The following is an 18818-nucleotide window of genomic DNA, read 5'->3' on the forward strand; positions in this document are numbered from 1 at the left end:
TTAAAGTCTACTTCGTCTTTATTATATAACCAATACATCAATCAATCATGTCACTATCAATCAACACACAGTCTTTACAAACGGACTCAGTAACTACATTAAATAATTATTCAGGAATCTTAAATTCAAATTACAAGTCTATTGTAATAGGTAATTTTAAAAACATTTCGTCTAAATCTTTATTTAACCGTAAGCAACGTCTAAAAAGTTGGTCTTACAATCGAAGCTGTTGTACAGTTGCTACATCACTTAAAGTATTGTTGTTTTTAGTAATGATTATCATCGCTATTATTTAAGTTCCATTAGTCTATTGTTATTTTCTCTAATCAGGAATGTAACATTTTACAAAAAGCTGCTACATATATGTAAAGCAGCTTTTTTTGTATAATAATCTTGATGGTACTTTGATTTTTTAAAGATTTGCTTAAAAGATTGTGATGTTTAATTTCTGAAAACATTCAGGTTAAAATTTATAATTTATGGGTGGAGAAGGATCAATGATGGCAGCAAACCAATCATTAAAAAGTAATAGAAATATGTTAGCAAAACGTAAAGAGAAGTCTTTTAGTTTTGTTAGTAATTCAACAGAAAAAACAGAATACAACTTACCTAAAGCATCAGAAAAGGATATTGCGTTTTTGCGAAATAAATTTAAGAGAGAGCACAAATTGAGGCGTACCAAACAAATTATATTACTTATTATATCTTTGGTAGCTATGATTTTTTTGCTAATTTATTTGGTGTAAATAGAGTTCTATCTTTTTAAATTTAGTCTCTAGTCTGAAAAAAGTCTTAATTGTAAAATTAATCCCATTATTGAAAACTTAATGTTTGTGTTAGTGTTTTACGTATTGGCAACAGTATTATTGTTGTAAAAAAATTTTATGGATACCAATCTGTAACAGATTATAATTAGTTATATTTAAAAAAAAAAAGCTTCACATGTGTGAAGCTTTTTTTAATTATTTATATATAAAGGGTTAATTAGCTAACCGCTTCTTTAATACGCTTTATAGCTTCAGTGATTTCTTTTTGTGAAGCTGCATAACTTAATCTAATGCAATTAGGATTTCCAAAAGCTTCTCCAGTAACTGTTGCTACTAATGCTTCTTCTAATAAATATAAAGAAAAATCTGTTGCGTTATGTATTGTTTTTCCTCTTAATGTTTTTCCGAAAAAATAAGAAATATCTGGAAACACATAAAAAGCGCCTTCTGGTGTATTTGTATTAAAACCTTCGATGTTACTAAGTAAATCTAAAACTAAATCACGACGTACTTTAAACTCGTCAATCATAAATTTTACAACACTTGGGTCGGCATTTAAAGCTGTGATTACTGCTTGTTGTGCAATACAATTTGCTCCACTAGTCACTTGACCTTGCATTTTGTTACACGCACGTGCAATCCAATCTGGAGCACCAATGTAACCAATACGCCATCCAGTCATTGCAAATGCTTTAGATACTCCGTTTACAGTAATGGTATTGTTAAACATACCATCAACAGAAGCCATACTTGCATGAGATTTTCCGGTGTAATTAATATGTTCGTAAATTTCATCAGAAACAACGTAAATATTTGGATGTTTTTTTAAAACTTCAGCTAAAGCTTCTAATTCTGTTTGACTATATAATGATCCGCTTGGGTTACAAGGACTACTAAACCATAACATTTTAGTTTTTGGTGTAATGGCAGCTTCTAATTGTGCAGCAGTCATTTTAAAATCCGTATCAATACTTGTTTGTACTTCTACAGGAACACCTTCACTTAACTTAACAATATCAGAATAACTTACCCAATAAGGACATGGTAAAATAACCTCATCTCCTTTGTTTAACATTACTGCTGCAATGTTTGCTAAACTTTGTTTAGCACCTGTAGATACTACAATTTGTGGTAAGGTGTAAGTTAAGTTGTTATCACGCTTAAATTTAGTAATAACCGCTTCTTTTAACTCAACATAACCATCTACTGGTGAATAAGAATTGTAGTTGTCATTTATAGCTTGGATAGCAGCATCTTTAATAAAGTCTGGTGTATTAAAGTCTGGCTCGCCTAAGCTTAATCCTATAATGTCTTTTCCTTCAGCTTTAAGTTCTCTAGTTTTTGCTGCCATAGCTAAAGTGGCAGAAGTGGACATGTTTAAAATACGATCAGAAAGTGGTTGGCTCATGTGTGTGTTGTTATATTGTGCAAAAATTAATTATGCCATGTTAGGGTTTTGACCTAACATTTTTAGTTGTTGGTAGTGTTCTCCAATAGCTTTCCAAATAGAGTTATATTCATTGTATGGTAAGCTAAATTCATGTGCAGTTTCTTTGACTATTTTTGCTATGTTTTTGTAGTGTACATGGCTAATATGTGCAAATAAATGGTGCTCTACTTGTCTGTTTAATCCACCTGTATAAAACTCTACTAACCAATTTTTAGGTGAAAAGTTAGAGGTTGTAAATAACTGGTGAATAGCCCAAGTGTTTTTCATGTTACCATTTTCATCTGGTAAAGGCATCTCTGTATTTGGCATAACGTGTGCTAATTGAAACACAACACTTAAAATAATTCCTGCAGTGTAATGCATGATTAAAAAGCCAATTAAAACTTGCCACCAAGCATATCCTAATGATAAAGGTAAAACCACCCAGATGGTATAATATAAAATTTTACCAATAATTAATTTAGTCCATTGTGTTGCTGGTTTAGGAAAATCACCATAAGATAATTTTCTTTTTAAGTACACATAAGTTTGTTTGAAATCTGTTGTAATTGCCCAATTTACAGTTAATAAACCATAAAGTAAAAAGGCATAATATTTTTGATATTGGTGTATTTTTAACCACTTAGAGTGCTTAGAAAAACGTATGATTCTTCCAGCGTCAATATCCTCGTCATGTCCTTCAATGTTAGTGTATGTATGGTGTAAAACATTATGTTGTACTTTCCAATTGTAATCATTACCAGCTAAAATATGGATACTACTTCCCATTAAACGATTAACCCATTTTTTGCTAGAAAAGGACCCATGATTAGCATCGTGCATCACATTCATTCCAACACCAGCCATTCCAACACCTATGACCATTACTGATATAATCTGTAGCCAAGTTGGTAAATCTACGGTTAAGATAAGTACTAATGGACCTAGTAATAAGGTAAACATTACTATGGCTTTAATGTATAATTTCCAATTTCCTGTTTTTTTAATATTGTTTTCTTTAAAATAATTGTTGACACGTTTATTAAGTGTTTTAAAAAATTTTGCAGAGTCTGTTCGAGAGAACGTTACTGTTTGTTTTGTCATTGTAATTGTATTCTTTTTACTATAACGGAAAAATCCGTCAAATAATATTTCTTACAAAGATAATTAATTAAGCAAAACAGATACTCCCTTTTTAGTGTTAAAATGCATATTTTTGTCGAAAATTATAAACGTTTATGGAGCTGATTTTAAAGTATTTTCCTGATTTAACCCCTTTACAAATAGAACAATTTACTAAGCTTGAAGCATTTTATCAAGATTGGAATTTAAAAATTAATGTTGTGTCTAGAAAGGATATTGACGAGTTGTATTTGCGTCATGTACTACACTCTTTAGCAATTGCTAAAATCATTAATTTTAAAGAAGGAAGCTCAATGATGGATGTAGGCACAGGAGGAGGTTTTCCTGGTATTCCTTTAGCTATTTTATTTCCTGAATGCGAATTTCATTTAGTGGATAGTATTAATAAAAAACTAAACGTAGTTAGAGAGGTTGTTGCTGGTTTAGAGTTGCAAAACGTTAAAGTAACACATAGTCGTGTAGAAGAAATTAAAGAAACTTACGACTTTATTATCAGTCGTGCTGTTGCAGCAATGCCAACGTTTGTGCATTGGATTAAAGGAAAAGTTTCAAAAACACAGCAAAACCAACTTAAAAATGGAATAATTTATCTTAAAGGTGGTGATTTAACGGAAGAGCTTCAGGATTATAAAACCACTACAATTTATAATATATCTGATTATTTTGAAGAAGACTTTTTTGACACTAAAAAAATTGTGCATTTGCCAATAAAATGGAAAGCTAACTAATAAATAAAAAAGCCTCTCAAATGTTTTGAGAGGCTTTTTTTATATAAATAAGTTGGATGTTATAATCCAAACTCAGCTTTTACTTTGTCTACGTAGTCTAATTTTTCCCAAGTAAATAATTCAACATTCATAGTAATGTCTCCTCCATTTGGTCTAGAAAATGTTTTGGTTACGGTTTCGTTTAGTCTTCCCATATGTCCATAAGCAGCTGTTTCGCTATACATTGGATTACGTAATTTTAAACGGTCCTCAATAGCAGATGGACGCATATCAAATATCTTAGATATTTTTTGTGCAATTTCTCCATCTGTCATGTTAAATGGACAAGTTCCGTATGTGTCTACAAAAATTCCCATTGGCTCAACAACACCAATTGCGTATGATACTTGTACTAAAATTTCATCAGCAACACCAGCAGCTACTAAATTTTTAGCGATATGTCTAGTAGCGTAAGCAGCACTTCTATCAACTTTACTTGGATCTTTTCCAGAAAAAGCACCACCACCATGGGCTCCTTTTCCTCCATAAGTGTCAACAATAATCTTACGACCTGTTAATCCAGTATCACCATGAGGTCCACCAATAACAAATTTTCCTGTTGGATTAATGTGGTATTTAATGTCGTCATTAAATAATGCTTGTGTCGCTTCTGGTAATTTAGCTACCACTCTAGGTATTAATACCTCGACAATGTCTTTTCTAATTTTAGATAACATCACCTCGTCGTTAGCATCAAAATCGTCATGCTGAGTTGATACTACAATTGCATCAATACGTTGTGGTACATTATCATCACTATACTCAATAGTAACTTGACTTTTAGAGTCAGGTCTTAAATAAGTAATGTCTTTGCTTTCGCGACGTAACTCTGCTAATTCTATTAAAATTTTATGAGATAAATCTAAAGCTAAAGGCATGTAGTTTTCTGTTTCACGTGTTGCGTAACCAAACATCATACCTTGGTCCCCAGCACCTTGCTCTTCTTTGCTAGCTCTGTCAACACCACGATTTATATCGTCTGATTGCTCATGTATTGCACTAAATACACCACAAGAATTACCATCAAACATATACTCACTTTTAGTATATCCAATCTTATTAATAGTATCTCTAGCTATTTGTTGTACGTCTAAATACGTGTTTGATTTAACTTCTCCAGCTAAAACAACCTGTCCTGTTGTTACTAAAGTTTCGCAAGCAACTTTACTGTCTTTATCAAATGCCAAAAAGTTATCTATTAAAGCATCACTAATTTGATCTGCTACTTTGTCTGGGTGTCCTTCAGACACACTCTCTGATGTAAATAAATACGCCATATTTGTTTTTTAAAATGTATATAATAGATTTGACGAAAGCGTCTAAGGAAGTTTACACTGCCTTTAGCATTTTTTAATGAGGTTGCAATCAGTCAAATCCGTCCTCTAATTTATTGAGCAGCAAAAGTAAGAAAATAAAGTAGTTTTTATCAAAACATACCGTTAAAAATAGTTAATTGATGTATTTAGCTATCAATATAACATTTTATAAAAATCAAAATTTAAACATTTAATTATGTAATTCTTACAAAGGATAGGCTTTAGTTAATAATTCCTAAAAATTTCAATCATTTTATCAAAGTCAGCTATTGTTCATTAACTTTATAACTTATCTAAAAATAAAAATTATGCCTTTACAGCCTAAGTTAACGCGTTTCAATCAAAACGTATTGTCTAAATATCAAATATACAACGGTATTTTTATGACCCTTCCTTTTGATACTATTACAAAAACAGGTGTTTTATTACCATTGTTTCATGAGACATGTAAAAAAGGGTTTGAAGATGGACATAACCCTACTGTAATTGTTGATACCTTTTTTAAAAAATACCAGGCAAGACGTTCTGATAAATCTAAAATAGATTTATTGTTTCGTTTTATTCAATATATAGAAAGACAAGTTGTTTTATTTGATGCTATTGAGGATGCTGCTTTTCCAATTGTTAATAATATGGACGGAATTGGTACGCTTAGAAGTTTGAAGGAAAGTGCTGCTGCAGAAGGAAAGCTAGATAAGTTACGTCAGTATTTAGAAGAATTTAAAGTTAGAATTGTCTTAACAGCACATCCAACACAATTTTATCCTGGTACTGTTTTAGGAATTATCACAGATTTGACAGAAGCAGTTAGAGAAAACGACTTACTACGTATTAATGATTTATTAGCGCAGTTAGGAAAAACACCATTTTTTAAACATGAAAAACCAACACCTTACGATGAAGCGGTTAGCTTAATTTGGTATTTAGAAAATGTGTTTTATGAATCTTTCGGAAAAATATATGATTACATCCAACAAAACATTTTTGATGGAAAACATATAGATAACGATATCATTAATATTGGTTTTTGGCCAGGAGGAGACAGAGATGGTAACCCATTTGTTACACCAGAAATTACAGTTAAAGTAGCAACTAGACTGCATGAAACTATTATTAAAAACTATCATAAAGATGTCAGAAAGTTAAAACGTAAATTAACGTTTCAAGGCGTTGAAGAGCGTATATCATATATAGAAACAGAGTTGTATAAAAAAGTGCTACATGAAAAGTCAAGCTTAACATTAAATGATTTAATTTCAGAATTAAAAGCTATCAGACAAATTATAATTGATCAGCATCAATCACTTTATGTTACAGAAGTAACTAGTTTGCTTAATAAGATTCATTTATTTGGTTTTCATTTTTCAAGTTTAGATATACGTCAAGATAGTAGAGTGCATCATTCAATATTTACCTCTATGGTGGATAGTATGATTGCAAACGGAAGCAAGGATATACCTAGTAACTATCATGATTTAACGGAAGCAGAACAGGTTAAAGTGTTATCTGAGGTTAAAGGAACAGTGGATTTATCTTTAATTAAAGATGAAGAAACCCTAAAAGCACTAAATACTATTAAGGCCTTAAAATCTATTCAGGAAACTAATGGAGAGTTAGCTGCAAACCGTTATATAATTAGTAATAATCAAACCACTTTAAATGTGATGCAGTTATTTGCAATGCTTAAAGTAGTAGCATTTAATGATAAGCTTACGGTTGATATTGGACCTCTTTTTGAAACTATTACAGATTTAGAAAATGCACATATAGTTATGGAGGATTTATATACAAATACTGCCTATGCTAAACACTTAAAATCTAGAGGAAACAAACAAACCATAATGTTAGGCTTTAGCGACGGAACTAAAGATGGAGGTTATTTAATGGCTAATTGGGCTATTTATAAAGCAAAAGAACGTTTAACAGCTATCTCTAGAAAATATGATGTAACTGTCATATTTTTTGATGGTCGTGGTGGACCACCAGCAAGAGGTGGTGGTAAAACACACAATTTTTATGCTTCATTAGGACCAACTATAGAGGATAAAGAAGTGCAATTAACCATCCAAGGACAAACTATTAGCTCTAATTTTGGGACGTTAGATTCTTCTCAATATAACCTTGAACAATTAATAAGTTCTGGTATATATAATAGTTTAAGTGATACGGATTTGCGCATGTTACCAGAAAACAGAGTTGTTATGGATAATTTAGCAAACCTAAGTTACCAAGCGTATGTAGATTTTAAAAACCACCCAAAGTTTATTTCGTATTTAGAACATATGAGTACGCTAAAATACTATGCTAAAACAAATATTGGAAGTAGACCATCCAAACGTGGTAAAGCAGAAGGCTTAGTGTTTGAAGATTTAAGAGCTATCCCATTTGTAGGATCTTGGAGTCAATTAAAACAAAATGTACCAGGATTTTTTGGTGTTGGTACTGCTTTAAAACATTATGAAGATTCAGGCGAATTTGAAAAAGCACAAAAGCTATTTAAAACGTCTAGCTTTTTTAGAACATTAATAGAAAACAGTATGATGTCCTTATCAAAATCGTTTTTTGATTTGACTAAATACATGAGTGATGATCCAGAATATGGTGCCTTTTGGAATGTTATACACACAGAGTACTTGACTACAAAACGATTGATTTTAAAATTAACTGGCTATACAGATTTAATGGAAGAAGAGCCAGCTGGTAAAGCCTCTATTAAGGTTAGAGAGTCTATTGTACTACCTTTATTGACTATACAACAGTATGCTTTAAAACAAATTCAAGAATTAGAGAAAGCAGATGTAAAAGATGCCGAGTTGATTGCTGTTTATGAAAAATTAGTAACACGATCGTTATTTGGTAATATAAATGCGAGTCGTAATTCGGCTTAAAATTCAATTAATTTTTTATGTGTACGATATAGCAAGTTTGAAAATTTTCAGACTTGCTATATTTGTTTTGTAGATTATAAATCTGTTCATATTTAATTTTAGCGAATTATTTTCTGTTTAAATTAAAAAATGTTAATTTTTTAGAAAATTATTCTATTTTGTTTGTTTTTAAAATATATATTTTGCAATATTTGTATTCACAAAGTTCAAAAACTTACTGAAATGTTATCAAGAAAGGTGGAGGGATTAGACCCATTGAAGCCTTAGCAACCCTTAGATTTACTAAGAAGGTGCTAAATTCTACTTAATTTTCGATTCATTAATCGATACATTGGATAGATAACTTAAACTAATTGCTCATCTGCAATTAGTATTTTCTTTTTAACATTTTTCTATTAAGTATGCTTCAAACGAAGCTTATTTGACTTTTGGTTTAATTTATTTATTAACTCAAAATTTAGAAAAATGAGTACACAAAAATTTGCTACACAAGCATTACACGCAGGACACGACACAACCAAGACAGCAGGTACAAGAGCAGTGCCTATTTATCAAACCACTTCATACGTTTTTGACGATTCGGATGACGCAGCAGGACGTTTTAATTTATCAGTGCCTGGATTTATTTATACACGTTTAAATAATCCAACAAACGATGTTTTAGAACAACGTATTGCTGCTCTAGAAGGTGGTATTGCAGCAGTAGCAACTGCTTCCGGAACAGCAGCAATTTCTACAACATTATTAACCTTATTAAAAGCAGGAGATCACATTGTAGCTTCTAGTAGTTTGTATGGTGGTACCTATAATCTGTTAAGTGTAACCCTACCAAGACATGGTATTACAACCACTTTTGTAGATCCATCAGATCCAGAAAATTTTAGCAAAGCAGCACAAGAAAATACAAGAGCGGTGTTTGTAGAGTCTTTAGGTAATCCAAAATTGGATGTATTGGATTTAGAGGCTATTTCAAAACAAGCAAAAGCACATAAAGTACCATTAATTGTGGATAACACAGTTGCGACACCATACTTGCTGAATCCAATTGAATATGGTGCAAATATAGTCATCCATTCACTTACAAAATATATTACAGGTAACGGTACCTCGTTAGGAGGCATCATAGTGGATGCAGGAACTTTTGACTGGACTAATGGAAAGTTTCCAGAATTTACAGAGCCTTCAGCTGGTTATCATGGATTGGTTTATAGCGATGTTATTGGAGCTGCAGCATTTATTGCTAAAATTAGGATTGAAGGTTTGCGTGATTATGGTGGTGCATTAAGTCCCTTTAATGCTTTTCAAATAATTCAAGGATTAGAAACCTTAGAATTAAGAATTTTAAAACACTCTCAAAACGCTTTACAATTAGCTAAATGGTTACAAGAACAACCAGAAGTAACATGGGTAAATTATCCAGGGTTACAAACTAGTAAATACAATACGTTAGCTAAAAAATATTTACCTAAAGGTCAAAGTGGTGTAGTGACATTTGGAGTTGAAGGAGGTTTTGAATCGGCTAAAAAAATAGCAGATACTACCAAATTGTTTTCATTGTTAGCCAACATTGGTGATACTAAATCACTAATTATTCACCCAGCAAGTACAACACATCAACAACTTAGTGATGAGGCGCAACAAACCACAGGAGTTACAAAAGACTTAATCAGATTGTCTGTTGGGATAGAAAATATAGACGATCTAAAAGCAGATTTAAAAGAAGCCTTTGCTGTCGTCAATAAAACCGTTTTAGCTTAAGCCTAATTTAATTTTAATTATTTAACCCGAAATAACGTCACACTTTTTAGTTGCCATTTTAAAGTGTGATGGTTATTTCTAATGCAATAAAGTATGAGTGATTTAAAATTTACAGTAACAGGAAACAGTACTTCTGCTACTCAATTTATAGGACAAGCTAGACAGTTTAAATTAGTAATTGATGAGCCAGAAGCTTTAAATGGGACAGATGAAGATGCTAATCCTGTCGAGTATATTTTAGCAGGTTTTGCAGGTTGCGTAAATGTCGTTGGACACTTAGTTGCAAAGGAACTTGGTTTTAAAATAGAAAAACTTGATATCGAAGTATCAGGACAAATCAATCCTAATAGATTTTTAGGTGTGTCTCAAGATGAGCGTGCTGGTTTTAAAACTATAGAGTTAAACTTAATTCCAAAAACAGATGCAAGTATAGAAACACTTGCTAAATGGTTAGAAATTGTTGAAGCACGTTGTCCTGTTAGAGACAATTTGTCTAATAAAACGCCTATTAAAATTTCGGTTGAAAAAGAATATAGTTTAAAGTAAAATGAAAAATTTAAAATATATAAACATTCCTGATTTTGTTAACAATAATGGTAAGGCAACAACTATCAAGTTGTCTTACCAATTATTTGGTAAAGCATTACATACAGCACCAATTATATTGGTTAATCATGCTTTAACAGGCAACTCTTGTGTGGTTGGAGATCAAGGTTGGTGGAATGATTTAATAGGAGATAATAAATGTATTGACACCTTGCATTATACCGTTTTAGCTTTTAATATTCCTGGTAATGGATATGATGATTTAGAAGAAAATTTAATTCATAATTATAAAGAATTTACAGCTAGAAACATAGCAGAAATTTTTGCTAAAGGACTTCAGCACTTATTAATTAACAAGTTGTTTGCAATCATAGGAGGTTCAGTTGGTGGTGGAATTGCATGGGAATTAGCAGTGTTAAAACCCGATTTGGCAGAGCATATAATACCAATTGCTACAGATTGGAAAGTAACGGATTGGATCATTGCTAATTGTCATATTCAAGACGCTATTTTAAATAATTCAAGCCAACCATTAAAGGATGCCAGAATGCATGCTATGACCTTGTATCGTACACCAGAGTCTTTAACAAAAAAGTTTTCCCGTAGTAAAGATTCACAACCTTTATTTGAAGTCCAAAGTTGGTTAAATTATCATGGAAACCAGTTGGACAGTAGATTTCATTTGCCAGCTTATAAATTAATGAATCAAATACTCAAAACTATTGATATAACTAGAGGACGATTATCTTTTAAAGAAATGGCTTCAGTCATTAAAGGTCATGTGCATATTATAACAATCAATAGTGATTTGTTTTTCAAGGCTGAAGAAAACTGGGAAACTTATATTGATTTAAAATCAGTCAAACAAAACGTAACTATTGGCGAAATAAAATCCCTACATGGTCATGATGCTTTTTTAATAGAATTTGATCAATTGTCTAGATTATTAAACCCAATTTTTGAAATCAAACAAGTACCAAACCATAGCAAATTTGAAACAGTATTAAAAAAGTGTGTATGAGTAGTATCAGAGAAGTCATTAAAAAACGAATTTTAGTACTTGATGGTGCAATGGGTACCATGTTACAACGCTATAACTTTACTGAAGCAGATTTTAGAGGCGACCGTTTTAAAGACTACCCAACAGCTTTAAAAGGAAATAACGATTTATTATCATTAACACAGCCCAATGCAATTGCAGACGTACATCGCAAGTATTTTGAAGCTGGAGCAGATATAGTCGAAACTAATACATTTTCTGGTACAACCATTGCTATGGCAGATTACGATATGGAAGATTTGGTGTATGAACTTAATTTTGAATCGGCTAAAATTGCTAAATATGTTGCAACAGAATTCACTAATAAAAATCCCGAAAAACCACGCTTTGTAGCAGGAAGTATTGGTCCAACAAATCGTACAGCTAGCTTAAGTCCAGATGTTAATAGACCAGAATTTAGAGCTGTAACTTTTGATGAGTTACGCATCGCATATAAGCAACAAGTAGAAGCATTAATAGATGGAGGAGTAGACTTATTGTTAGTCGAAACTATTTTTGACACATTAAATGCAAAAGCAGCATTATTTGCAATTGAAGAAGTAAAAGAAGAACAAAATATAGACATTCCAATTATGGTATCTGGTACCATTACAGATGCGTCTGGTCGTACGCTGTCAGGTCAAACCGTAGAAGCTTTTTTAACTTCTATTTCTCACGTTCCATTGTTAAGTGTTGGGTTTAACTGTGCATTAGGCGCAAAGCAATTACAACCTTATTTAAAACGTCTGTCAAGTCAAACAGATTTTTACACGTCTGCGCATCCAAATGCAGGATTACCAAATGCTTTTGGAGAATATGATCAAACTCCAGAAGAAATGAAAAACTTAATTGAAGCCTATTTAAAAGACGATTTAATTAATATTATTGGTGGTTGCTGTGGGACAAATCCAGAACATATTAAAGCAATTGCTCAGGTTGTAAAAAACTATAAACCAAGACAAATAAAACAACTAGCATAATGGACGACTGCGACTGTCAAAAATATTTAACACTTTCTGGTTTAGAACCCTTAATTGTAACACCAGAAAGTAATTTTATAAACGTAGGAGAACGTACTAATGTTACAGGTTCGCGTAAATTTTTAAGATTAATAAAAGAAGAAAAATACAACGAAGCTTTAGCTGTAGCTAGAGACCAAGTTGAAGGTGGTGCACAAATTTTAGATGTCAACATGGACGAAGGGATGTTGGATGGCGTTTATGCTATGACTACTTTTTTAAATCTCATTGCTTCAGAGCCTGATATTTCCAGAATCCCTATAATGATTGATAGCTCTAAATGGGAAATTATTGAGGCTGGTTTAAAGGTGGTTCAAGGTAAATCTGTTGTAAATTCTATAAGTTTAAAAGAAGGTGAAACCGAGTTTATACGTCAAGCTAAACTAGTAAAACGTTATGGAGCTGCTGTAATTGTAATGGCTTTTGATGAAAATGGTCAAGCAGATACGTATAATCGTAGAATAGAAATTTGTGAGCGATCTTATAAAATATTGGTTGACATTGTCAATTTTCCACCACAAGACATCATTTTTGATCCTAATATTTTTCCTGTTGCCACAGGAATGGAAGAACATCGTAAAAATGCACTAGATTTTTTTAAGGCAACTGAGTGGATTAGACAAAACTTACCGTTTGCTAATGTGTCTGGTGGTGTAAGTAATGTGTCCTTTTCTTTTAGAGGAAACAATACTGTGCGTGAGGCTATGCATGCTTCGTTTTTGTTTCATGCCATAAAAAACGGAATGAATTTAGGTATTGTAAACCCAACGATGTTGGAGATTTATGATGAAATTGATAAAGAGTTACTGCAATGTGTTGAAGACGTTTTATTTGACAGACGTGAGGATGCTACTGAGCGTTTATTAGCGTTTGCCGAAACCGTAAAAGGAAATAAAAAAGAATCTACAGAAACGGTTCAAGAATGGAGAAATACCGAGTTGCAAAACAGGATTACACATGCTTTAGTAAAAGGAATTGATGCATTTATAATTGAAGATGTTGAAGAAGCAAGACAATCTGTTTCAAGACCAATAGAGGTTATTGAAGGTCACTTGATGCAAGGTATGAGTGTGGTTGGAGATTTATTTGGAAGCGGAAAAATGTTTTTGCCACAAGTAGTAAAATCGGCTAGAGTCATGAAAAAAGCTGTAGCTTATTTACAACCATTTATTGAGGCTGAAAAAGACGGAAAACAAGCCTTTGCTGGAAAAATTTTGATGGCAACCGTAAAAGGAGACGTCCATGATATTGGTAAAAATATTGTGAGTGTAGTTTTAGGTTGTAATAATTACCAGATTATAGATTTAGGTGTTATGGTTCCTCCAGAAAAAATAATTGATACTGCTATTAAAGAGCAGGTTGATATTATTGGTTTAAGTGGTTTAATTACACCTTCGTTAGACGAAATGGTTTATGTGTCTAAAGAAATGGAAAAGCAAAATCTTGATATTCCTTTGATAATTGGAGGAGCAACCACATCTAAAGCACATACGTCTGTTAAAATAGCACCTCATTATAAAGATGCTGTGGTACATATTAATGATGCTTCAAGAGCAGTAACAGTTGTTGGCGAATTATTAAATAAAAACAATGTTGTTTATAAAGAGCAGATTAGGGAAGAATACGATGTGTTTAGAGAAAAATTCTTAAACAGAACAAAACAAAAAGACTACATAAGTATTGAAGAGGCTAGAAAAAGAAAATATAAAATAGATTGGCAAACCTCTAAAATTGTGAAACCAAAACAATTAGGAATTCAAATAATTGAAGATTTTGATATTACAAAATTAGAAGCGTATATAGATTGGTCTCCATTTTTTAGAAGTTGGGATTTACATGGAAAATATCCAGATATTTTAACCGATAGCGTAGTTGGAAGTCAAGCAACAGATTTGTTTATTGACGCTCAAGAATTATTAAAAAGAATTTTTGATGAAAAGCTATTAAAAGCAAAAGCCATCTTTGGATTGTTTCCAGCAAATAGCATAAATGATGATGATATAGAGGTTTCTCTCAAAGAAGGTCATACTGAACTCGTTTCAGTATCTCATAATCATGAGGACCAACTAACCTTTTTAACCTTACGTCAACAATTAAAGAAAAGAGAAGGTGTGCCTAATCATGCGTTAGCAGATTTTATTGCTCCAAAAGAAACAGGAATACAAGATTATATTGGTGCATTTTGCGTGTCTACAGGTTTTGGTACAGCCAAATTAGCTGAGCAGTTTGAAGCTGATAACGACGATTATAATTCGATAATGATTAAAGCGTTAGCAGATAGATTAGCCGAAGCTTTTGCAGAATATCTACATAAAGAAGTGAGAACAAAACATTGGGCTTATGCACAAGATGAAAGTTTAACTAACCAAGAATTAATTAAGGAAAACTATAAAGGCATTCGTCCAGCTCCTGGTTATCCTGCGTGTCCAGATCATTTAGAAAAGCAAACCATCTGGAAGCTATTAAATGTGGAAGAAAATATTGATGTAAAACTTACCGAAAGTCTTGCTATGTGGCCTGCAGCAAGTGTTAGTGGCTATTATTTTGGTAATCCTGAGGCTAAGTATTTTGGCTTAGGAAAAATTAAGGAAGATCAATTATTAGATTATTCAAAACGAAAAAATATTAGCATAGCGGAAGCTACCAAATGGCTAAACCCAAATTTAGCAGATTAGTGCGTTAGCGATTGATGTGGCATCCTTTTTACGTCAGTTTGAGTAATACGACGTTAGGAGTATTGTACGAGAACAAGTAAAAAGATATAACGGAAAGCGCGACCCTTGTGGTAACGCCATAAAAATAACTGAGATATAATTTTAGGTAATACATGAAAGTAACAGAGCATATAACTAAAGGAAAGGGGAAAACACAATTTTCGTTCGAGATTTTACCGCCTTTAAAAGGACAACATATCCAATCTATTTTTGATAATATTGATCCATTAATGGCATTTAATCCACCTTTTATTGATGTTACGTACCATCGTGAGGAATATGTGTATAAAGATTTAGGTGATGGTTTGCTTAAAAAACAGGTGGTTAAAAAGCGTCCAGGAACCGTTGGTATTTGTGCTGCTATCCAAAATAGATATAATGTGGATGCCATACCGCATATATTATGTGGTGGTTTTACTAAAGAGGATACAGAGAATTTTTTGATTGATTTAGACTTTTTAAATATTGATAATGTTATGGCATTGCGTGGTGATGCTGTTAAAACTGAAACTTATTTTACGCCAGAAAAAGAAGGTCATGCGTATGCTAGTGATTTGGTAAAACAAATAACAGCTTTAAATAAAGCTAATTATTTGGATGATCAACTCCTTAATTGTAGTGCTACGGATTTTTGTGTTGGTGTTGGAGCGTACCCAGAAAAACATATGGAAGCACCAAGTTTGGATAGTGATATTCATTTTTTAAAAAAGAAGATTAAAAATGGTGCAGAATATGTGGTGACACAAATGTTTTTTGATAATCAAAAGTATTTTCAGTTTGTAGATAAATGCAGAAGTGAGGGGATTACAGTACCAATTATTCCTGGTTTAAAACCAATATCCACATTAAAACAGTTAAATGTTATTCCGCATCGTTTTCATGTGGATTTACCAGAAGCTTTAATTAAAAGTATTATTAAATGTAAAACTAATGTTGAGGTCAGACAGGTTGGTATTGAGTGGTGTATCCAGCAATCTTTAGAGCTTAAAAAAGCAGGCATACCAATGTTGCATTACTACTCGATGGGAAAAAGTGATAATATCAAAGCAATTGCAGAAGCTGTTTTTTAATAACAAAAAACGCTTACTTTTGTATTATGCTTTCTAAGAAAACAAAATACGGAATTAAGGCTTTAGTACATTTAGCAAAAAAGGATCAACGCTGTCCTGTGCAAATTAGTACAATATCTTCGGCTGAAAATATTTCTCAAAAATTTTTGGAAACCATTCTACTTATTCTTAAAAAAAACGGAATATTAGGTTCTAAAAAAGGAAAAGCAGGAGGATATTATCTTTTAAAAGAGCCTAATCATGTTAGTATGGCAGATGTCATGCGTATTTTAGAAGGACCTATTGCAATGGTGCCTTGCGTAAGTTTAAATTTTTATGAGGCTTGTAGCGATTGTCCAGATGAAACTATTTGTGCTGTCCATAACTTAATGGAAGAGGTAAGAGACAGCTCTCTTAAAATTTTTAACAACAAGACCTTAGCAGATTTTATTTAATTTATTTGTGCAAACAAGCTTCAATCTATACATTTGCATTTAATCTACTATTCCGATAGGAATTAAAGAGTAATTGATTTATTATATGATTTTAGATGCGTTTTTTAAAATAGAAAACAAAAAGAAGGAAGCTAAGTCATCCGAAGAAAACATTAACAGAAGTATCCTTAAAACAATTAGTTGGAGGATAATAGGAACATTAGATACATTAGTAATAACTTATTTTATTACAGGTACTATCAAAATGGCATTGAGTATTGGGTTTATAGAGTTTTTTTCTAAAATGTTATTATATTTTTTTCATGAACGTGCTTGGAATAAAATTAAACTAGGAAAATGATACAAATAGATATAAATCGTGTAAACCAAGAATTAAAAGATAAATCTCCTCAAGACATTGTACGTTGGGCAATTAATATCGCTAAAAACCCTTTGGTGACTACTAATTTTAGACCTTATGAAGCTGCAATATTACACCTAGTATCAGCTCAAAAAAAAGATATTAAGGTAATTTGGTGTGACACAGGATATAATACGCCTAACACTTATAAACATGCAGAAGCTGTTATCAAAACCTTAGAATTAAATGTAAAACTATACGTACCCAAACAAACTGTTGCACATCGTAACGTAGTCATGGGTATTCCTGACGTAAATGATCCTAATCATAAAAAATTTACTGAGCAAGTTAAGTTAGAGCCTTTTACTAGAGCTTTTTTAGAGCATAAACCTGATTTGTGGTTTACTAATTTAAGAAAAGGACAAACTACGTTTAGAGATAGTATAGATGTGGTGTCGATTGATAAGAATGGCGTAATTAAAGTAAGTCCTTTTTATAATTTTTCAGATGAAGCGCTAGATGCTTACCTAGAAAAACATCAGTTACCAAACGAGTTTAAATACTTTGATCCAACAAAAGTTTTAGGTAATAGAGAATGCGGTTTACACGCATAAATGATAAATAAACAATGAAAAATACCTCGCAAATAAATCCGTTAGAAAACGAAGCCATATATATTTTTAGAGAAGTCGCTGCACAATTTGAAAAACCTGTGCTATTGTTTTCCGGAGGAAAAGACTCAATCACGTTAGTAAGATTAGCACAAAAAGCTTTCTATCCTGCTAGTATTCCATTTCCATTATTACATATAGATACAGGTCATAACTTTCCAGAAACTATAGCTTTTAGAGACCGTTTAGTTAAAGAGTTAGGTTTAGAATTAATAGTAAGAAATGTGCAAGATTCTATTAATCAAGGAAAAGCAAAAGAAGAATCTGGTAAATATGCTAGTCGCAATACCTTACAAACTGTAACACTATTGGATGCTATAGAAGAGTTTAAATTTGATGCTTGTATTGGTGGAGCTAGACGTGACGAAGAAAAAGCAAGAGCAAAAGAACGCATCTTTTCAGTGCGAGATGATTTTGGACAATGGGACGAGAAAAATCAACGTCCAGAATTATTTGATATGCTAAACGGAATGATTGAACATGGTCAAAATGTTCGTGTTTTTCCTATATCAAATTGGACAGAATTAGACGTTTGGTCTTATATTCAAAAAGAAAATATAGAAATTCCATCAATTTATTTTTCGCATACACGAGCAACTTTTTTACGTGATGGTCTTATTTGGTCAGCAGATGATGATGTTGTGTTTAGAGAAGAAGATGAAATTGTAGAAGATCGAGTAGTCAGATTTAGGACAGTTGGTGACATGAGTTGTACAGCTGCAGTATTATCTGAAGCAAAAACAATAGATTCGGTAGTTGAAGAAATTAGAAATTCTACAATATCAGAACGTGGAGCCAGAATTGATGATAAACGTAGCGAAGTAGCTATGGAAAAACGTAAGCAACAAGGTTACTTTTAAAGTTTAATTAAAATGCTTAACCCTAACTATTGATGCTTATCAATAACAGTAATTAAA

17 protein-coding genes and 1 riboswitch are annotated in these 18818 nt (G+C 32.1%); of the genes, 14 read left to right on the forward strand and 3 right to left on the reverse strand.

The genetic code is table 11. From position 1 onward, the window contains the following. Window positions 1-47: 47 nt before the first annotated feature. Together M890_RS16795 and M890_RS0115060 are read left to right on the forward strand one after the other, a co-directional pair. The gene (locus M890_RS16795) at window positions 48-296 is read left to right on the forward strand and encodes a hypothetical protein (RefSeq protein WP_157243307.1); all 249 of its coding nucleotides are present in this window, start codon (window positions 48-50) and stop codon (window positions 294-296) included. A 183-nt stretch (window positions 297-479) separates the two neighbouring features. Beyond that, window positions 480-746: a hypothetical protein gene (locus tag M890_RS0115060; RefSeq protein WP_028284312.1), complete on the forward strand. Its 267-nt coding sequence runs from the start codon at window positions 480-482 to the stop codon at window positions 744-746. A gap of 238 nt (window positions 747-984) precedes the next feature. Here the strand turns inward: M890_RS0115060 and M890_RS0115065 are convergent, their stop codons facing one another. Then, window positions 985-2175, reverse strand: a complete 1191-nt coding sequence (locus M890_RS0115065) for a pyridoxal phosphate-dependent aminotransferase (protein ID WP_028284313.1) — start codon at window positions 2173-2175, stop codon at window positions 985-987. 30 nt (window positions 2176-2205) lie between these two features. Further along, the gene (locus tag M890_RS0115070; protein WP_028284314.1) at window positions 2206-3300 is read right to left on the reverse strand and encodes a fatty acid desaturase family protein; all 1095 of its coding nucleotides are present in this window, start codon (window positions 3298-3300) and stop codon (window positions 2206-2208) included. Window positions 3301-3434: 134 nt separating this feature from the next. Here M890_RS0115070 and rsmG point away from each other — a divergent pair, with 134 nt between their 5' ends. Further along, entirely contained in the window at window positions 3435-4067 is a 633-nt protein-coding gene (gene rsmG, locus M890_RS0115075) for a 16S rRNA (guanine(527)-N(7))-methyltransferase RsmG (RefSeq protein ID WP_028284315.1), read from the forward strand. Between the two features lie 59 nt (window positions 4068-4126). Here the strand turns inward: rsmG and metK are convergent, their stop codons facing one another. Beyond that, complete coding sequence (gene metK, locus M890_RS0115080; RefSeq protein ID WP_028284316.1) at window positions 4127-5383, reverse strand: methionine adenosyltransferase; 1257 nt, start codon at window positions 5381-5383, stop codon at window positions 4127-4129. A gap of 347 nt (window positions 5384-5730) precedes the next feature. Between metK and M890_RS0115085 the strand changes: the two genes are divergently transcribed. The 11 genes from M890_RS0115085 (at window position 5731) to cysD (ending at window position 18761) form a co-directional block, all read left to right on the forward strand. Beyond that, a complete protein-coding gene (locus tag M890_RS0115085; RefSeq protein ID WP_028284317.1) occupies window positions 5731-8310 on the forward strand; it encodes a phosphoenolpyruvate carboxylase in 2580 nt (859 codons plus the stop codon). A 222-nt stretch (window positions 8311-8532) separates the two neighbouring features. Continuing rightward, a riboswitch (SAM riboswitch) is annotated at window positions 8533-8656 on the forward strand. A 119-nt stretch (window positions 8657-8775) separates the two neighbouring features. After that, window positions 8776-10068, forward strand: coding sequence for an O-acetylhomoserine aminocarboxypropyltransferase/cysteine synthase family protein (locus M890_RS0115090; RefSeq protein ID WP_028284318.1), 1293 nt, complete (start codon window positions 8776-8778; stop codon window positions 10066-10068). Between the two features lie 93 nt (window positions 10069-10161). Then, on the forward strand, window positions 10162-10614 hold the full coding sequence (locus M890_RS0115095) for an OsmC family protein (RefSeq protein WP_028284319.1): 453 nt from the start codon (window positions 10162-10164) through the stop codon (window positions 10612-10614). 1 nt (window position 10615) lies between these two features. Continuing rightward, window positions 10616-11635, forward strand: a complete 1020-nt coding sequence (locus M890_RS16305) for an alpha/beta fold hydrolase (protein WP_036597741.1) — start codon at window positions 10616-10618, stop codon at window positions 11633-11635. Further along, entirely contained in the window at window positions 11632-12633 is a 1002-nt protein-coding gene (locus M890_RS0115105) for a homocysteine S-methyltransferase family protein (RefSeq protein WP_036597743.1), read from the forward strand. The genes M890_RS16305 and M890_RS0115105 overlap by 4 nt, the downstream gene beginning before the upstream one ends. Beyond that, the gene (metH, locus tag M890_RS0115110; RefSeq protein ID WP_028284321.1) at window positions 12633-15347 is read left to right on the forward strand and encodes a methionine synthase; all 2715 of its coding nucleotides are present in this window, start codon (window positions 12633-12635) and stop codon (window positions 15345-15347) included. Before M890_RS0115105 ends, metH begins: the two co-directional genes overlap by 1 nt. A gap of 152 nt (window positions 15348-15499) precedes the next feature. Then, complete coding sequence (metF, locus tag M890_RS0115115; protein ID WP_028284322.1) at window positions 15500-16456, forward strand: methylenetetrahydrofolate reductase [NAD(P)H]; 957 nt, start codon at window positions 15500-15502, stop codon at window positions 16454-16456. A gap of 26 nt (window positions 16457-16482) precedes the next feature. Further along, window positions 16483-16890, forward strand: coding sequence for an RrF2 family transcriptional regulator (locus tag M890_RS0115120; protein ID WP_028284323.1), 408 nt, complete (start codon window positions 16483-16485; stop codon window positions 16888-16890). Between the two features lie 85 nt (window positions 16891-16975). Further along, on the forward strand, window positions 16976-17230 hold the full coding sequence (locus M890_RS0115125) for a DUF2061 domain-containing protein (protein ID WP_028284324.1): 255 nt from the start codon (window positions 16976-16978) through the stop codon (window positions 17228-17230). After that, the gene (locus M890_RS0115130; RefSeq protein WP_036597746.1) at window positions 17227-17844 is read left to right on the forward strand and encodes a phosphoadenosine phosphosulfate reductase domain-containing protein; all 618 of its coding nucleotides are present in this window, start codon (window positions 17227-17229) and stop codon (window positions 17842-17844) included. The genes M890_RS0115125 and M890_RS0115130 overlap by 4 nt, the downstream gene beginning before the upstream one ends. A 14-nt stretch (window positions 17845-17858) precedes the next feature. Then, window positions 17859-18761: a sulfate adenylyltransferase subunit CysD gene (cysD, locus tag M890_RS0115135; protein WP_028284326.1), complete on the forward strand. Its 903-nt coding sequence runs from the start codon at window positions 17859-17861 to the stop codon at window positions 18759-18761. Window positions 18762-18818 lie beyond the last annotated feature (57 nt).

Origin of the sequence: Olleya marilimosa CAM030 (assembly GCF_000518485.1) — a bacterium.
Classification (GTDB): domain Bacteria; phylum Bacteroidota; class Bacteroidia; order Flavobacteriales; family Flavobacteriaceae; genus Olleya; species Olleya marilimosa.